At 73.4% G+C, this 15,784-nt stretch carries 17 protein-coding genes; 5 read left to right on the top strand and 12 right to left on the bottom strand.

Features of this window, described 5'->3' with window-relative positions; all coding sequences use genetic code 11:
• Positions 1-363: ATP-binding protein DrrA1-3 family domain-containing protein (locus ACFW3D_RS14915; protein ID WP_500504541.1), on the top strand; the 363-nt coding region annotated here is incomplete at its 5' end.
• The gene (locus ACFW3D_RS14920; RefSeq protein ID WP_500504542.1) at positions 360-1,154 is read left to right on the top strand and encodes an ABC transporter permease; all 795 of its coding nucleotides are present in this window, start codon (positions 360-362) and stop codon (positions 1,152-1,154) included. The genes ACFW3D_RS14915 and ACFW3D_RS14920, both read left to right, overlap by 4 nt.
• A gap of 73 nt (positions 1,155-1,227) precedes the next feature.
• Here the strand turns inward: ACFW3D_RS14920 and ACFW3D_RS14925 are convergent, their stop codons facing one another.
• Positions 1,228-2,913, bottom strand: a complete 1,686-nt coding sequence (locus ACFW3D_RS14925) for an alkaline phosphatase D family protein (RefSeq protein ID WP_500504543.1) — start codon at positions 2,911-2,913, stop codon at positions 1,228-1,230.
• Positions 2,914-3,027: 114 nt separating this feature from the next.
• The gene (locus ACFW3D_RS14930; protein WP_500504544.1) at positions 3,028-3,699 is read right to left on the bottom strand and encodes an HNH endonuclease family protein; all 672 of its coding nucleotides are present in this window, start codon (positions 3,697-3,699) and stop codon (positions 3,028-3,030) included.
• Positions 3,700-4,041: 342 nt separating this feature from the next.
• Between ACFW3D_RS14930 and ACFW3D_RS14935 the strand changes: the two genes are divergently transcribed.
• Positions 4,042-4,569 carry a hypothetical protein gene (locus ACFW3D_RS14935; protein ID WP_500504545.1) on the top strand — a complete coding sequence of 176 codons (528 nt, stop codon included), beginning with the start codon at positions 4,042-4,044 and terminating at the stop codon, positions 4,567-4,569.
• Between the two features lie 8 nt (positions 4,570-4,577).
• Here ACFW3D_RS14935 and ACFW3D_RS14940 read toward each other — a convergent pair whose 3' ends face one another.
• The 5 genes from ACFW3D_RS14940 to ACFW3D_RS14960 all read right to left on the bottom strand — a co-directional run bounded on the left by ACFW3D_RS14940 (position 4,578) and on the right by ACFW3D_RS14960 (position 9,089).
• The gene (locus ACFW3D_RS14940) at positions 4,578-5,336 is read right to left on the bottom strand and encodes a Mut7-C RNAse domain-containing protein (protein ID WP_500504669.1); all 759 of its coding nucleotides are present in this window, start codon (positions 5,334-5,336) and stop codon (positions 4,578-4,580) included.
• 67 nt (positions 5,337-5,403) lie between these two features.
• Positions 5,404-5,880, bottom strand: coding sequence for a Rossmann-fold NAD(P)-binding domain-containing protein (locus tag ACFW3D_RS14945; RefSeq protein ID WP_500504546.1), 477 nt, complete (start codon positions 5,878-5,880; stop codon positions 5,404-5,406).
• A gap of 728 nt (positions 5,881-6,608) precedes the next feature.
• A complete protein-coding gene (locus ACFW3D_RS14950) occupies positions 6,609-7,271 on the bottom strand; it encodes an HAD-IA family hydrolase (RefSeq protein WP_500504547.1) in 663 nt (220 codons plus the stop codon).
• Between the two features lie 145 nt (positions 7,272-7,416).
• Complete coding sequence (locus ACFW3D_RS14955) at positions 7,417-7,941, bottom strand: hypothetical protein (protein WP_500504670.1); 525 nt, start codon at positions 7,939-7,941, stop codon at positions 7,417-7,419.
• A gap of 152 nt (positions 7,942-8,093) precedes the next feature.
• On the bottom strand, positions 8,094-9,089 hold the full coding sequence (locus ACFW3D_RS14960; protein WP_500504548.1) for a peptidoglycan-binding domain-containing protein: 996 nt from the start codon (positions 9,087-9,089) through the stop codon (positions 8,094-8,096).
• 188 nt (positions 9,090-9,277) lie between these two features.
• On the opposite strand from ACFW3D_RS14960, the gene ACFW3D_RS14965 reads away from it, so the two are divergent.
• A complete protein-coding gene (locus ACFW3D_RS14965; protein WP_500504549.1) occupies positions 9,278-11,323 on the top strand; it encodes an MDR family MFS transporter in 2,046 nt (681 codons plus the stop codon).
• Between the two features lie 42 nt (positions 11,324-11,365).
• Here the strand turns inward: ACFW3D_RS14965 and ACFW3D_RS14970 are convergent, their stop codons facing one another.
• The 3 genes from ACFW3D_RS14970 to ACFW3D_RS14980 all read right to left on the bottom strand — a co-directional run bounded on the left by ACFW3D_RS14970 (position 11,366) and on the right by ACFW3D_RS14980 (position 13,814).
• Positions 11,366-12,739, bottom strand: a complete 1,374-nt coding sequence (locus ACFW3D_RS14970; RefSeq protein WP_500504550.1) for an MFS transporter — start codon at positions 12,737-12,739, stop codon at positions 11,366-11,368.
• Positions 12,736-13,380, bottom strand: a complete 645-nt coding sequence (locus tag ACFW3D_RS14975; protein WP_500504551.1) for an ArsR/SmtB family transcription factor — start codon at positions 13,378-13,380, stop codon at positions 12,736-12,738. Before ACFW3D_RS14975 ends, ACFW3D_RS14970 begins: the two co-directional genes overlap by 4 nt.
• 107 nt (positions 13,381-13,487) lie before the next feature.
• Positions 13,488-13,814, bottom strand: coding sequence for an antibiotic biosynthesis monooxygenase family protein (locus ACFW3D_RS14980; protein WP_500504552.1), 327 nt, complete (start codon positions 13,812-13,814; stop codon positions 13,488-13,490).
• 97 nt (positions 13,815-13,911) lie between these two features.
• Here ACFW3D_RS14980 and ACFW3D_RS14985 point away from each other — a divergent pair, with 97 nt between their 5' ends.
• On the top strand, positions 13,912-14,178 hold the full coding sequence (locus ACFW3D_RS14985; RefSeq protein ID WP_500504553.1) for a DUF2087 domain-containing protein: 267 nt from the start codon (positions 13,912-13,914) through the stop codon (positions 14,176-14,178).
• A gap of 48 nt (positions 14,179-14,226) precedes the next feature.
• On the opposite strand, the gene ACFW3D_RS14990 is transcribed toward ACFW3D_RS14985, so the two are convergent.
• A complete protein-coding gene (locus ACFW3D_RS14990) occupies positions 14,227-14,904 on the bottom strand; it encodes a hypothetical protein (protein ID WP_500504554.1) in 678 nt (225 codons plus the stop codon).
• Positions 14,905-15,022: 118 nt separating this feature from the next.
• The gene (locus ACFW3D_RS14995; protein WP_500504555.1) at positions 15,023-15,697 is read right to left on the bottom strand and encodes a DedA family protein; all 675 of its coding nucleotides are present in this window, start codon (positions 15,695-15,697) and stop codon (positions 15,023-15,025) included.
• Between the last annotated feature and the right edge of the window lie 87 nt (positions 15,698-15,784).

A 15,784-nucleotide genomic window follows, 5' to 3' on the forward strand; every position in this document is an offset into this window, starting at 1 on the left:
GCCGACGAACTCGCCGACCGCATCGCCGTCCTCGACAACGGCACCATCGCCGCCGAGGGCACCGCGGAGGAACTGAAGCGGCTCATCCCGGGCGGGCACGTGCGGCTCCGCTTCACCGACCCCGCCGCCTACCGGCACGCCGCCGCCGAACTGCGCGAGGTGACCCGGGACGACGAGGCACTGACCCTGCAGATCCCCAGCGACGGCAGCCAGCACGCCCTGCGCACCCTCCTGGACCGGCTCGACGAAGCCGCCGTCCACGCCGACGAACTGACCGTCCACACCCCCGACCTCGACGACGTCTTCTTCGCCCTCACCGGCGACAGCGTCATCCCCCACCAGCCCACGGAGGCCCTGCGATGAGCACCCCCGCCCTCGCCCTGCGCGACTGCGCCACCATGCTGCGCCGCAACCTCCTGCACGCGCGCCGCTACCCCTCCCTGACCCTCAACCTGCTCCTCACCCCGATCATGCTGCTCCTGCTGTTCGTCTACGTCTTCGGCGACACCATGAGCGCCGGCATCGGCGACGGCTCCCCCGACCGCTCCGCCTACATCGCCTACCTCGTCCCGGGCCTGCTCCTGATGACCATCGGCAGCACCACCGTCGGCACCGCCGTCTCCGTCTCCAACGACATGACCGAGGGCATCATCGCCCGCTTCCGCACCATGGCCATCCACCGCGGCTCCGTCATCGTCGGACACGTCATCGGCAGCGTCCTGCAGTCCGTCGTCAGCGTCGTCCTCGTCGGCGCCGTCGCCGTCGCCATCGGCTTCCGCTCCACCGACGCCACGCCCCTGGAATGGCTCGCCGCCCTCGCCCTGCTCGTCATGTTCGCCACCGCACTGACCTGGATCGCCGTCGGCATGGGCCTGGTCAGCCCCAACGCGGAGGCCGCCAGCAACAACGCCACGCCCCTGATCCTCCTGCCGCTCCTGTCGAGCGCCTTCGTCCCCCTCGACGCCATCCCCGGCTGGTTCCGGCCCGTCGCCGAATACCAGCCCTTCACCCCCGCCATCGAAACCCTCCGCGGCCTCCTGCTCGGCACCGGGATCGGCAACAACGCCTGGATCGCCATCGCCTGGTGCGCCGGTCTCACCGTCCTCGGCTACCTCTGGTCGACCGCCAGGTTCAACAGCACCACCAGGTTCTGATCCCGTACGCGCACCACGCAGGAGGGCCCGCGCCGGACGCGGGCCCTCCTGCCGTTGGCCGGTCCGTTGTGGGTCAGTCCGTCGTGAGGTGCGTGTCCATCACCGTCACCAGCGCCGCCCGCCGTGACGTCCCCTTCGGCGCGCGGGTCTGGTCGAGGCGGAGCTCCGCCGCACGGCCGCGCAGGGTCAGGGTCATCAGCTGGTTGCCGAACCAGGGGCCGTCCAGCTTGCGCCAGTTCAGCGCGGGTCCGGCGGCGCGGCCGTGGCGGATCAGGGCGCGGCCGAGGAAGCGGGCGGGGCCGGTCCAGGCGAAGCGGAAGGCGAGCTGCATGTAGCCGGGGATCGTGTTGTGGACCGGGGAGCAGGTGAGCTGCAGCACCCGGGAGCGCAGGGGCCTGCCGGGGCGGTGGGCCTCGGCGGTGTAGGCGTGGTGGACGTCGCCGGACAGCACGCAGATCGTGGCGGGGGCCTGGGGGTCGTCGGCGGCGGCGGTGAGGAGACCGGCGAGGTCGTCGAAGGAGTCCGGGAAGGCCGACCAGTGTTCGAGGTCGCCGGCCTGGCGCAGGCGTTCGCCGCGGTGGGTCCAGCGGTGGCCGCGGCTGCCGCCGCAGAGGGCGGAGCTCCACGCCTCGATGGCGTGGATGGCGTGCGGGAGGAGCCAGGGGAGGGAAGTGCCGATGAGCAGGTGGTCGAAGCTGCCGTCGGGGCGGGTGTTCCGGCGCAGCCAGTCGAGTTCCTCGGGATCGAGCATGGCGCGTTCGTGCTCGTCCAGCACGCGGGCGGCGCGTGAGTCGACCATGAGCAGGCGGGTGCGGCCGAGGTCGCGGCGGTAGCTCCAGCGGGTGTGCGCCGGGTCGGCCTCCACGCGGACGGCGAAGGCGCGCAGGGTCTCGGTGCCGTCGTCGGCGGCGCGTACCGCCGCGAGCAGTTTGTCCGCGGCGAGTTCGGCGGGCGTGAGGTTGCCGAGGTGCTGGTGGACCCAGTACGAGGTGAGGCCGCTGGTGACGCGTTCGTGCCACCAGGCCGTCTCGCGCATGGTGTTGCGCCAGGTGTGGGAGGTGTTCCAGTCGTCTATGACGTCGTGGTCGTCGAAGATCATGCAGCTGGGCACGGTGGACAGCAGCCAGCGGATGTCCGGGTCGAGCCAGGACTCGTAGTAGAGGTGGGTGTATTCCTCGTAGTCGGCGACCTGGTCCCAGGGCGGCTCGTCCAGGTCGCGGCGCCGGGCCAGCCAGCGGCGGGTGGCCGCGGACGTCTCGTCGGCGTAGATCTGATCGCCGAGCAGCAGCAGGAGGTCGGGGCGGGGCGCGTCGCCGGAGGCGATGTGGTGGGCGAGGGTGTCCAGCGCGTCGGGGCCGATGGGGTCGGGTTCGTCCGGGGGCGGCGCGGCCCAGCGGCAGGAGCCGAACGCGACGCGCAGCGGCCGTCCGTCCTCCTCGAGGTCCCCTCCCCCGGCCGCGGACCCGTCGCCCGCGCGCACGGCGGTGCGGATGGTGCTCGGCGGGTACGGGGAGCCGGGCAGCGGCCAGACCTGCTGCCCGTCGAGAACCACGCGGTACGCCGTGGTGGTGCCGGGGCGCAGCCCGTCGACGGTGACGATCGCGTAGTGGTGGCCGGAGATCTGCCAGGTGCGCTCGGTGCCGCCGGCCCCGTCGTCGCAGGCGACGGTCACGGTGGCGGGACGGTCGGCCTCGACCCACACGGTGGCCGTGTCCTCGTCCACGTATCTCAGCAACGGGCCCAGGCGCAGTTCTGCCATGGCGGTCGGCCTTCCCTCCGTCGTCGTGAGTTGTGGACGTCGGAGGGAAGGCGTGAGTTCCCGGCCGCGCCCCGGCCGTGGTCCCGGCGGCCGGGGCGGGGCCGGGACCCGGGGTCAGCAGCCGCTGAGCACGCTGCTGAGCTTGCTCTTCTCGGCGGAGTCGACCGACAGGCCGTAGTAGTACTTCACCTGGACCCAGGCGCGCACGTAGGTGCAGGCGTAGGCGGAGCGCGACGGCATCCAGGTGGCCGGGTCCTGGTCGCCCTTCGCCTGGTTCACGTTGTCGGTGACGGCGATGAGCTGCGGGCGGGTGAGGTCGTTGGCGAAGGACTGGCGCTTGGCGGTGGTCCAGGCGGAGGCGCCGGAGTCCCAGGCCTCCGCGAGCGGCACGAGGTGGTCGATGTCGAGGTCGGAGGCGGCGGTCCAGGTGGCGCCGTCGTAGACGGAGTACCAGCTGCCGCTGGTGGCGGCACAGGAGGAGTCGGTGACCACGCCGCTGCCGTCGCGCTTGAGCACGGTCTCACGGGTGTTGCAGGCACCGCTAATGGTGATCCAGTGGGGGAAGAGGTCGCGGTCGTAGCCGGTGCGGTTCTCGGTGGCGACGTTGAGCGAGGCCAGGTAGGTGCGGGCCGTGGCGGCGCTGACCGGGGTGGGGAGCGCCGCCTGGGCGGCGGGGCCGTTCAGGGTCGCGAAGCCGGCGAACAGGCTGGTGAGAGCCATGAGGAGACCCAGGCGTCGACGCGCGTAGACACTGCGCCGCGCGAAAGCACTGCGTATCCGGGACATAGGGAACTCCCTTTGGTGTGGGGGTGTTTGGCCGCTGAAACCGCTGGCCATCCTTCTGCTGGGACGTTTCTGCGGGACAAGCGGCAGGTAACAGGTTGGCGACATGGACACGTCATGTCTAGGGGTCGGACGGCACCGGATCCACGTCATGGCGTCCCCTCGCGCCGGCCGACTCCCCCGCAGGCCGGGCGCGGTGGGCGTATCCGCCGGAGCGTCGGAAGATCGGCGGCGACGGCGGGGATTCACCGCCGCGGGCGCTCGCCGCCGTCACCCACAGCCGCCGCGCCCCCGCCGTGCCCCGGGATACACTGCTCCGCTCCGCCCCGACTGGAGGTCGCCCGAGTGCTGCCCGCACGGCTGCGTACCGGAGTTCCGACGGCTCTGGTGATTCTCGCCCTGTCCGGCTGCTCCTTCCCCTGGGGCTGCACCGACACGACTGCGGAGCGCGGTGAGGCCGGAGTCAGGGTGCAGGTGGAGGACACGTACGGGCAGCCTCTCGGCGTCACCGCCGAGGTCGTCGACTGGCGCCTCGAGCCCCACCCGCAGGTGCCCGCCGAAGGTGACCGGGTCCACTTCCGCTTCCGCTTCGACGGCGCCGACGGGGCAGCCGGCCCCGTGGTCGACGCATGCGCGGTCGACAAGGAGCGCGTGGCGCTGGGGTGTCAGTCGATCTCCGCGTCCCAGGCGTTCGGGCCGAACGGCGACCCCACGGGAGACGACTGGCTCGCCGTCGAGCACCCCGAGCGGGTTGCCGGAGTGCTGGTGATACCCAACGACCAGTCCTACGACAGACGGACCTGCGACCAGGACATCAAGGACGGTGGCGGGCCGCACCCCCCGGAGCCGCCCCGCATCGGGGACCGCCTGTAAGCCGTCGTTCAGTCGGCGAGCCGGCCAGGCGGAACGGCCTGGGCGGCGCCGAACTCGGTCACCGCGTCACGGACGATGGCCTCCAGGCGGGCGTGGTGCGCGCCACGCCAGTAGGGGCGCTCGCAGTGGGCGCACTGCGCGAACACGTCGTAGCTACGGCGGGTGCCGTGCTCCAGCTTCTCCCAGACCGCGTCCTTGTCGGCCTCCCGCAGCGGCCCGTTGCACGCCGTGCAGCGCGTCCAGGGCTCCAGCACGGGGGCGAACCGGCCCAGCACGTCACGCAGTTGCTCGTCGGGCTGGTCGCTGTAGACGTACGCGCCCGCCCACAGCTCCCGGCGGCGCAGCAGGCCGCGGTCACGTGAGAGCATCACCCGCCGCTCGGCGGCCGACCGTGCGGCCAGCGCGGGGTCGCCGATGTCCTCGCTCTCGTACGCGGCGTCGACCCCCAGCAGGCGCAACCGCCGGGCGAGCGTGCCCAGATGGACGTCCAGCAGGAAGCGCAGCGGCGCGCCCGGCACCGGCTGCGGCCGGGTGACGGGCTCGACCTCCACGTGCTCGCCGGCGGCCGGCACGTACGAGACGGAGACCACCCGGCCGTCGGCCAGCAGCCGGCCGACCTCGGTCAGCGGGACCCCGAGCGACTCCACGACGTGTCCCAGGGTGGACACCCCGTCGGTGACGACGGTCGTCCGTCCCTCCCGTCGCGCGGCCGCGGCGAAGAGCCGCAGCGCGGAGTCGAAGCTGATGCCGATCTCGGGTCCGTTCAGGCCGCTCACCCCGCCAGGATGTCACCCCGGCGGCGCGGCGCACACGCGGTTTTCCCCCCGGGGCGGATCACACCGCGCCGTGCTCGATGAGGCTGCGGGCGCAGTCCAGCACCGCCTGCCGGGCCGGCCGGGGTTCCCAGCCCAGGACGCGGCGCGCCTTCTCGGTGCTGTGGCGGTTGCGGCGGCCGAGCGCAGGGGTGATCTCCCGCAGGGAGGGGTCGGTGAACCGGGCCGCGAACCGGACGGCGAGATCCGGCACCTGCCGGGTGGGCACCTTGCGTCCGTCCGCGCCCAGCCCCTCGCGCAGGGCACGGGCCATGTCCGCCATCCAGATGAACTCACCGGTGGCCAGAAAGCGTTCGCCGGCGGCCTGCGGCGAGGTCATCGCCCTGATGTGGACGTCCACGAGGTCGCGCACGTCCACCACCTCCAGTCCGATCCTGGGGACGCCGCGCATCCCCCCGGTCAGCATGCGCGCGACGATGCCGACGGAGCCGGTGGTGTCGCGCGTGAGGACGGGCCCGAAGACCGCGCCGGGCAGCACGGTGGTCAGTCCGGGTGCGGGTGCGTTGTGGTTGCGGTTTGGTTTTTTCCCCGCCCGCCCTCCCGTTGCCCCGGTGCGGTCAGTGCGGGTCTGCGCTCTGTTCGTCTGTGAGTCGGTGGCGCGCCGGCGCACGTCCTCAGCGCTCGCGGATTTGCCGGGTCATTGCGTCACCGGCATCACCGCTCGTCGCTTCCGGGCGCACCCCGCCACACCCCCTCCCGTCGTATGGGCGACTGACGCCGGTGGAGGGTGAGTAAGGCACTCGTGGCAACCCCGGACCGCCTCCTCGCCCACCCTCCGGCCGTCTCCCGCCCGCCTGCCCCCCGCCCTTGGGCCGGATCGGCCAGTGCGGGTAAGAAGGGCACTCGCGGCAACCCCGAACCGCTTCATCACCCACCACCGGCCGTTGGTCGCGCAACTCGCGGAGGGGGTGGGGTCGGAGGGGTGGGCGTTCTGGACGCTGACGTGTATTTGTTGTGCGGCAGAGCGGTACCGAACCCGGACCGCCCGCCATGCACATAAATATGCGGTACAGAATGCCCACCCCGGAGGCCCCGCCCCCGGCCCACCCACCGAACCGGGCGCAGACCCGCACCAACCGTCCCCGGGATGGGGGTCCCCCCGGCCGAAGGCTGGGGGAGGGCGGGCGGCGGGGAAAACCCCCAACCGCAACCACAAACGACCCGCACACACCGACGGGCCGCAAGGGGCACCCCGGGCCGCAGGCGTTAGCCGATGTGGAGCAGGAGCGTGCCGTCGGCGGCGGCCTCGACGCGGACCTGGGCGAGGGTGTCGACGTGGACCGTGGGCTCGTGGGCCGCCGCGCGGGGGCCGACGCCGACCACGCGCATGCCGGCGGCCTTGGCGGCCGCGATGCCGACCTCGGAGTCCTCGAAGACCACGCAGTCCTCCGGGCCGAAGCCCAGTTCGGCGGCGCCCTTGAGGAAGCCCTCCGGGTCCGGCTTGCTGGCGCTGACGCTCTCCGCGGTGACCATGACGGCGGGCATCGGGAGGCCGGCGGCGCCCATGCGGGCCCGGGCGAGGGCCTCGTCCGCGGAGGTCACCAGGGCGTGCGGGCGGCCCTGCAGCGCGGCCATGAAGGCCGGGGCCCCCTCGACCGGGACGACGCCGTCGACGTCGGCGGTCTCCTCGGCGAGCATGCGGGCGTTGTCGGCGTGGTTCTCCGCCATCGGGCGGTCCGGAAGCAGCACGGCCATCGTGGCGTAGCCCTGGCGGCCGTGGACGACCTTCATCACGGCGTCGCCGTCGAGCCCGTGCGTCGCGGCCCACCGGCGCCAGCAGCGCTCGACCACGGCGTCGGAGTTGACCAGCGTGCCGTCCATGTCCAGCAGCAGAGCGCGGGCGGGAACGACGGTGGACGGCGACAGCATGGAACTCCCTCGGACGTACAAGCAAGTGGCCCGCCCGCCGGTCAGGGGAAACGGGCGGAACCACTTTGTTCCTACACGATACAAAATCGTGCGGCGGTTCCGCCAGTGGGGGTGCCGGGGCGCGGGCGCCGGAGCCCCGCCGGCCTCACGGCGCCCCGTCCACGTACTGCAGCAGTCCGTAGGTGAAGCCCGCGGTACGGCGGCCGGCCCCGGGCGGCGCCTGCGGGTCGGTGAACTCGAGCCGCCAGCGGGTGGGGGCGTCGCCCTCCAGGGGCCGGGCGGGCGGGAAGGCCCGGGCCACCTCGTCGACGGTGCAGGACCAGGGGGCGAGGTCTTCGAGGCCCGACAGTCTCGGCCCCCGCTCCCCCGGGGCGCGCACCAGCCACTCGTTCCAGACCGTTCCGCCGCCCGGTGCGCACAGCACCTCGAACCGCAGGGTCGGCCACAGCGGGACCGGCCACAGCAGCGCCGGGCAGGTCAGGTCGCCCACCTTGCGCCGGAGCACCGTCTCGGGCCGCCCGAGCACCGTCCGGTAGCGGCGCTCGCCGCGCGGGAAGCCCTTGGCGTGCCCCCAGGCCTGCCAGCGGCGGTTCGCCTCCCGCATCTCGGTACGGCTCGCCCCGAGCGTGCGCAGCGCCTCCTCCACCAGTTCCGGCCGGTGGTCGGCCATGCGCCGCAGCAGTACCAGCTGGAAGCCCACGGGGCCGAAGTCGTCGATCGCCACGCCCCCATCCTGCCGGAGCGTCCCGGGGCCGGACACGACGGCGCCCGCCGCGGGGCCGGGTCCCCGGGCGGGCGCCGTGCGCAGGACGCGGCGGCCGGTCAGCCCCAGCCGTTGCCGTCGTCGTCGCCGGAGTCCGGGTCCGGCGTGGCCCCGGTCTTCGCCTCCAGGGCGGCCCGGGTGTTGGGCCCGTAGACGCCCTGCGGGTCGCCCTTGACCCCGTAGAAGAACTGGAAGCGGGCCACGGCGTCACCGACCTTGCGGCTGTAGTCGCCGTCGGCGGGGCCGTAGTAGAGCCGCACCGACTTGAGGCGGTTCTGGAGGTCCACGACGGCCGGACCGGTGTCGCCGCGCTGCAGCGTCGCGGGCGCGGCCGGCGGTGGCGGCGCCGAGCTGGGCGTCTGGGAGACCTGGCCGCCGGCGGAGGCCGTCGGTCCGGAAGCGGTGGCGCTGGGCGTCGGCGCGCCGGTCGTGGCCGTGGCCGAGGCCGAGGCCGAGGCGCTCGCGGACGCGAGCGTGGAAGGGGTGACGCTGGGCGAGGCCGAGCGCGAGGCGGAGGCCGAAGCCCTTGCGGAGGAGGGAAGTTCGACCGCCGGCTCGGAGGCGCCCTGGTCGGGGGCCGCCTCGGTACGGTCCGGTATGCCGGTCAGCTGTGCGCTGACGAAGACCGCGCCGACGGCGAGGCCGACGGCCGCGATGCCCGCGCCGGCGATGAGCGCGCCGCGGCGGCGCCGGTGGGCCCCGGCGCGGCGCCGGCCCTCCGCGCGCGAGGGGTAGGGCACGAGTTCCCGCGACGTGGCGGCCACCGGCACCGGCAGCCGGTCCGAGGAGACCGTGCCGAGGTCGATGAGGTCGGTTTCCTCCTCCTGCCCCGGCGTCCCGGCGGCCCCCTCCGGCGGCACGGGCGGCAGGGGCGCCGTCGGCGGGCCGCCGTCCCCCGGCGGGAAGGCCTCGGCGGCCCCCGCCGCCACGGCGGCCGGGACCGGCTCCTCCGCGTCCGCGTAGTCCTCGGGTCCCGGCACGTACGGCCGCACCCGGAGGGACTCGTATTCCTGCTCCTCCTGCGAAGCCGGTGAGCCCGGCTTGTCAGACGCCACCGGCGCCCCCTCCCCATCCCCTGACAGTCGCAGTGATTATGCAGACCGCGCGGGCCCGGTGCCCAGGCGCCTCCGGCCCCGACGGTCGTACAAACGGAGCCAATCTTGTGGAAACGGTGTGAATATTTATGAGGAAGTGACGTGAACGCGGTACCGGAGCTCCCGGTACCCGAGCGGAACGAGTCCCTATGGCGCAGGACGACACCGCTGCCCCAGGGGGGCGGGCCGCGGCGGACGGCCCGGCGGAGGTGACCGACAAGCGGTCGGTGTACGTCGCGATCGGCGCCCTCGCGCTCGGCCTGCTGCTCGCCGCCCTCGACCAGACGATCGTCTCCACCGCGCTGCCGACGATCGTCAGCGACCTGGGCGGCCTCAAGCACCTCTCCTGGGTGGTCACCGCCTACCTGCTGGCCTCCACCGCCGCCACCCCGCTGTGGGGCAAGCTCGGCGACATGTACGGACGGAAGAAGCTCTTCCAGTCCGTCATCGTGATCTTCCTGATCGGCTCCGCGCTGTGCGGCCTCTCCCGGAGCATGGGCGAGCTCATCGCCTTCCGCGCGCTCCAGGGCCTGGGCGGCGGCGGGCTGATCGTGCTGTCGATGGCGATCGTGGGCGACATCGTGCCGCCCCGCGACCGGGGGCGCTACCAGGGCGTGTTCGGGGCGGTGTTCGGCGCGAGCAGCGTGCTCGGGCCGCTGCTGGGCGGGCTGTTCGTGGACACCCTCAGCTGGCGCTGGGTGTTCTACGTCAACCTGCCGCTGGGCATCGTCGCGCTCGCCGTCATCGCCGCCGTGCTCCACATCCCGGTCCGGCGGACGACGCACCGCATCGACTACTGGGGCATGCTGCTGGTGGCGGCCGCGGCGACCTGCCTGGTGCTGATGACCTCACTGGGCGGTACGACCTGGGCCTGGGGCTCCTGGCAGGTCGTCGGGCTCGCGGTGCTGGGCGTACTGCTGGTCGGGGTCTTCGTCCTCGTCGAGCGGCGGGCGGAGGAAGCGGTGCTGCCGCTGCGGCTGTTCCGCATCCGCACCTTCTGGCTGTGCTCGGTGATCTCGTTCGTCATCGGCTTCGCCATGTTCGGCTCGCTGACCTTCCTGCCCACCTTCCTCCAGGTCGTGCACGGCTACTCGCCGACCTGGTCGGGCGTGCACATGATCCCGATGGTGGTGGGCATGCTGGTGGCCTCCACCGCCTCCGGTCAGATCGTCTCCCGTACCGGCCACTACAAGGTCTTCCCGATCGCCGGGACCGCGGTCACGATCCTCGGGCTGTTCCTGCTGCACCGGCTCGACGAGACCACCGAGGTCTGGGTGCTGAGCTCGTACCTGCTCGTCTTCGGCCTGGGGCTCGGCCTGGTGATGCAGGTGCTGATCCTGGCCGTGCAGAACGCCGTGGGCTACGCCGACCTGGGCGCCGCCACCTCCGGCGCCACGTTCTTCCGCTCCATCGGGGCGGCCTTCGGCGTCTCCATCTTCGGCGCGATCTTCTCGACCAACCTCGCCCGCGGGATCACCTCCGCCCTCGCCGGGCTCACCCTGCCGCCGGGCTTCGACCCTGCCATGGTCCAGTCCGATCCGCGCGGCGTGCGCCAACTTCCGCCGTCCCTGCGCGACCCGGTGCTGCACGCGTACTCCACCGCCATCACCAGCGTCTTCCTGTGGGCGGTGCCGGTCTGCGCGCTCGCCTTCGTCCTGGCCTGGTTCCTGAAGGAGCAGCCGCTGCGGCGCACCGTCACCGTGCCCGACGCGAGCGAGACGATCGGCACCAACCCCGTCGACCGCTCCTCCCTCGACGAGATCGCCCGCGGCCTGAGCGTGCTCGGCAGCCGCGAGGCCCGCCGCGACCTGTACGTACGGATCACCGCGCTGACCGGCCTCGGCCTCCGGCCCGCCTCGAGCTGGCTGCTGCTGTACATCGCCCGCACCGGCTCCGCCGACCCCGTCGACCTCGCCGTGCAGACCACGGTGCCGTACAACGTCATCGAGGGCGCCGCCTTCGAGGTCGAGGAACGCCGCTACGCCGTCCGCCGCGGCAACCCGCTCTACCTCACCGAACGCGGCCAGGAGGTCGTGGCCCTGCTCACCGAGGCCCGCCGCAAGGTGCTGGCCGAACTGCTCGGCGACTGGAACCCGGAACGCCACGCCGACCTGGCGGCCCTGCTGACCCGGCTGACCACCGAGCTCTGCGGCCAGGACCAGGACCGCCCCGGCCCCCACCGCCCGGCGGCGTGAGCCGGGACGGCCGGCGCGCGGCCTCCCCGCTTCACCTTCGTCCTACCGTCCTGCGTCCGACCGATCGGGATCGGGGCCGGCAGCGCTCGGGGAGCGCGACTGGGCGTGCGGCCGTGACGTTGCCGCCGGGGTCCGGGCCGCGATCCCGCGGTGGCGAATCCACACGAGAGCCCCGGCCAGCAGCGCGGCGCCCCCCAACAGCCAGGGCAGTCGGCCCGGCGGAAGGACGCCGATGATCAAGCCGGTGAGCGCTCCCACCAGTTGCAGGCCCAGAGACTGGACGGACAGCGCCGTGGCCCGGGCGGAGCTGGAGACACGGCGGTGCAGAAGGTCGTTCTCGCTCGGCCCCGCCGCACCGAGCCCGAGATAGACCAGGCCGTAGCCGACGGCCCCGAGGAGCATGGAGCCCACTCCCGAGGACGCTGCCGTGGCGGCGAGGAGAAGCAGGCCGCCGGCACCGGCGCCGAGGCTCACCAGGACCGCGCGCTCCCCGCTTCCCGCACGCCGGGCGACCAGCGGCGCGAAGTGACTGCCGACACCGGAGCAGACGAATCCGGCGCAGGCGAGCGCGGCGAAGAGCACCGCCCCCGACTCCGGTGTGCCCGTCAGAGCAGCGGCACGGCCCGGCGTGAGCAGTTCGATCGTGACCAGCGCGCTGCCGGAGGCACCCGCGCTGAGGAGCACCCGGCGGACGACGATGTCGCGTCCCCCCAGCCGCAGTCCGCCCGCGACGGTGACCGGGATGCCTCGGATGACCTCGCGCAGCGCGGCCGCGGGCCGCGACGGCTCGGGCAGCGAGGTCAGGACGTACACCACGAAGATGATCTCGACGGCCGCGCCCAACAGCAGCGGGACGGACAGGGGCAGCACCGACTCCGAGGTCGCCTCGCTCAGTCGGGCGCCGAGATCGGGGCCGAGTCCGAGCAGCCAGGGGAGGGCGCCGCCGAACAGGGTGCCCGTGGCGAGCGCGGCGGAGGTCGCGGAGGAACCTCGGGCCAGGCCGGTGCGCAGCTCGGCGCCGGGCCCGGAGTGGGCATGGACCGTGTCGACGTACCAGGCTTCGGCCGGTCCGCTGGACAGTGCACGGCCCGCGCCCATCAGGACCATGCCCAGACCGAGGATCCAGGGAGCGGAACCCAGGCCCACAAGGGTCAGCGCAGCCAGGTTCAGCAGGCCGGCGGCCGCCAGGACGGTTCGGCGTCCCAGGACGTCGGACAGTCCTCCGGTGGGCAGTTCCAGGACGGCGGCGGTCAGGGAGTGCGCGGCGAACAGGCCCGTGATGGCCACCAGCGGGATGCCGCGTTCGGTGAACAGAAGGATGAGGGGGGCGATGCTCAGCCCCAGCGGCAGCCAGAAGAGAGCGCAGGCCGTGACGTAGCGTCGCCGCGCGGTGCGCGCGCCGGGCCGCCCGGTCACGCCGAGCCCGCACCATCGGTTGTCGCGGCCGAGGAGGCGTCCGGCTCCCCGTCGGGGTCGCCCGGCGCCAGGGGCAGTCCGGCGGTGAGGAGCACAACCCGCGTGGCACGGGGATCCGCCGCGTCGCGGGTGGTCAGTTCCTCCAGTTTCCGGCCGAACACCTCCCAGAGTTCGGTGAGCGACTCGGGGGTCAGGCGGGGCAGCAGGTCGTTGATCCCGGACGGTTCCACCCACTCCGGGCCCAGCCTCCCGTCGGCCATGTCCGTCTCGTACCGGGCGACGGATGCCTCCAGGTGCTCGATCTGGGCCCTGCGTGACAAGCGGACGTAGGCGCGGCTGCCCGGTGCGGCCTCCATCGCCTTGTTGCTCCAGGAGGTCACCGAGTGCACCGCCTGCCAGCGGCGCTCGCGCCCATCGCGGTGCTCGGCCTCGGTGACGAAGGCGTACTTCGCCAGCACCCGCAGGTGGTAGCTGGTGGAGGCAGACGATTCACCGGTCCTGACCGCGAGTTCACTTGCGGTGGCCGGACCGTCCTGGCGCAGTACGCCGAGCAGCCGGATGCGCAGGGGGTGCGTGAGGGCCTTCAGCGCCGCGGCGTCCTGCTCGGGATCGAGTACACGTTCCTGCTCGTCGTCGGCCATGACGGGAGGGTAGGGCGATCCGCGCACTTTCCAAAAGTATTTTTGCAGAATTTATTTGGGAATCGGCCCGCGTGGGCGGCGCCCCGGGAACGGGGCGCCGCGTGGGATCAGGCCTGCTTCGGCGCGGCCTGCTGGACGACCTCGAAGGACCACACGGTGGAGCCGGTGGCGGCCGGCCTGGGGCGCTCGCCGCCCTCGCCGCCCTCGCGGTGCGCGGCCTGCATCGGGCCGGACATCCAGTTGCGGAAGTCCTCCTCGCTGCGCCACCGCGTGTACACGAGGTACTGGTCGGTGCCCTCGACCGGACGCAGCAGCTCGAACCACTCGAAGCCGTCGGAGCTCTCGACGGCGCCCGCCCGCGAGGCGAACCGCTGCTCCAGGACCTCGCGCTGCTCGGCCGGGACGGTGAGTACGTTGATCTTGACGACGCTCATGTCCCCATCGTGCCAGCTGAAAATCGCGTGCCGCGGTCAGCCCCGCGTGTCACGCTGCCCGGCGGAGTGTCCCGTCCCCAACGTGAAGGAGTGCGCTGTGTCCGAGAGCGGTGCGCATGCGGTGTCGGCCCTGTTCTCGCAGGGGAGGCTCACGGTCATCCCGCGCCGGGCGGCGCGGCGCGAGCAGTTGCTGCGGCACCTGACCGGGACCCTCTTCCGGCCGGGGCGGGACTACGACGAGCGTGAGGTCAACGAGGCGCTGCGGACGGTGCACGACGACTGCGCGGCCCTGCGCCGCTACCTGGTCGTGGGCGGCTGGCTCGAGCGGTCCGCGGACGGCTCCGTGTACCGCAGGAAGCGCTGAACCGCGCTCCGCGGGGGCGCCGGAGGACGCCGCAAGCGCGTCGGCGCCTCAGCGGGTGGCGCCGTTCCGCGACCGACCGGGGCCGTCGGGACCGTCGGCGCCGGGACCGTCCGGGGCGGGCTGCCGCTGCCCCGGTGCGAGCAGCAGCACGCACACGGCGATGACCCAGAGCCCGGCGAGCCCGAGGCCGATGAAGCCCGCGAACGGGATGAACATCAGCACGCCCAGGACGAAGCCCACCCAGCCCAGCCAGTGCGGCAGCGGCCCGCCTTCACTGCGGGAGACGGCCAGTCCCGCCCCGAGGAGCATGACGCCGATCCCGGCCAGGATGGGCATGAACAGGTCGCTGCCGAGTGCGTTGAGGGCCTGCAGGGCGCCGCCGCCGACCAGGGCCCGGTCGCTGGCCTCGACGAGGCTGAGGGTGAGCCCGGCGCTGATCCAGAAGCCGAGGGCGGCCAGGATGCCGCCGGCGAAGGCGACCTGGGGCAGCCAGCCGGTGCGGTCGGATCCGGCCAGGACGTGCCGCAGGTAGCCGGCGAAGAAGGCCAGGAAGAGTCCGGCGACGAGCAGCAGGTACAGGCCGACGCCCTGCCTGGTGTCGTGGGTGAGGTAGAACGCCCTGACCGCGACCCCGGAACTGCCGATCCCCGGGGTGTCCCCCTGGAGGGCGTAGGAGACGGCGGCCAGGATCACGGCCGCCAGGCCGGTGAGCGGTCCGAGTCGCATCGGGGGTCTCCGATCCGTCCGTTGGCCCCCCAGACCGGTGGATGTCCGTACCGATGCTGTCACGGCTGGTGGCGGGCCGCCCATCGGCGGCACCCGGCCGGGGCGGGTCCGGTACGGCTCAGCGGGCCTCGGCGACGGCGGCCCGCTCGGGCGAGGCCGCGGCCTGCGCCGGCAGCGTCACCGGGACGACCGTCTGGGCGCGGCGCTCCCGGCGGAAGACGTACGCGGCGAGGGAGCCGGAGCCGAGCAGCGCGACGGCGGAGGTGGCGGTACCGAGCCAGCCGGCGCCGAGCCACTGGCCGCCCGCGTAGCCCAGGCCGACGCTGTACGCGGCCCAGGCCAGGCCGGCCAGCGCCGACCAGGGCAGGAACTCTCGGATGCGGCGGTGCGCGGCGCCCGCGCTGATGCTGACGACGGAGCGGCCGGCCGGGGCGAAGCGGGCGAGCACGACGAGTGCGCCGCCGCCGCGGGCCAGGACCGCGCCGAGGATCTCCTGGGCGGTGGAGAGCCGGCGGGAGTGCGCCACGTGCTGGTCGATCCAGTCGCCGCCGCGCCAGGCCAGGCGGTACGCGGCGAGGTCGCCGAGGGTGGAGGCGACGGCCGCGCAGAGCAGCAGGGCGAGGACGTCGATGAGGTCGTTGCCGCTGCCGCCGGCGGCGGTGCCCGCCGTGGCGGCCGAGATCAGCAGGACGCCGCTCGGCATCACCGGCAGGAAGACGTCGAGCACGATGGAGGCGGCTACCAGGGCGTAGATCCACGGTGAATCGAACAGGGAACCTGCTCCGATGAACACCGCGTCCTCCTCTCCTGGCGAGTGCGCGGCGCCTCCGGGGTGTGAAGCGGTGTCGCGCAGAAGCGGTTCTTCTGCGATCCGCTCACA

The organism is Streptomyces sp. NPDC058864 (genome assembly GCF_042742985.1).
Lineage (GTDB): Bacteria > Actinomycetota > Actinomycetes > Streptomycetales > Streptomycetaceae > Actinacidiphila.

Coding starts and splice junctions, on each gene's coding strand:
- ACFW3D_RS14950 (WP_500504547.1), bottom strand. CDS start 7,271: ATGCTGTCGCCGTCCACCGTCGTTCCCGCCCGCGCTCTGCTGCTGGAC.
- ACFW3D_RS14990 (WP_500504554.1), bottom strand. CDS start 14,904: ATGCGACTCGGACCGCTCACCGGCCTGGCGGCCGTGATCCTGGCCGCC.
- ACFW3D_RS14925 (WP_500504543.1), bottom strand. CDS start 2,913: ATGGCAGAACTGCGCCTGGGCCCGTTGCTGAGATACGTGGACGAGGAC.
- ACFW3D_RS14920 (WP_500504542.1), top strand. CDS start 360: ATGAGCACCCCCGCCCTCGCCCTGCGCGACTGCGCCACCATGCTGCGC.
- ACFW3D_RS14930 (WP_500504544.1), bottom strand. CDS start 3,699: ATGTCCCGGATACGCAGTGCTTTCGCGCGGCGCAGTGTCTACGCGCGT.
- ACFW3D_RS14955 (WP_500504670.1), bottom strand. CDS start 7,941: ATGGCCGACCACCGGCCGGAACTGGTGGAGGAGGCGCTGCGCACGCTC.
- ACFW3D_RS14975 (WP_500504551.1), bottom strand. CDS start 13,380: ATGGCCGACGACGAGCAGGAACGTGTACTCGATCCCGAGCAGGACGCC.
- ACFW3D_RS14965 (WP_500504549.1), top strand. CDS start 9,278: ATGGCGCAGGACGACACCGCTGCCCCAGGGGGGCGGGCCGCGGCGGAC.
- ACFW3D_RS14980 (WP_500504552.1), bottom strand. CDS start 13,814: ATGAGCGTCGTCAAGATCAACGTACTCACCGTCCCGGCCGAGCAGCGC.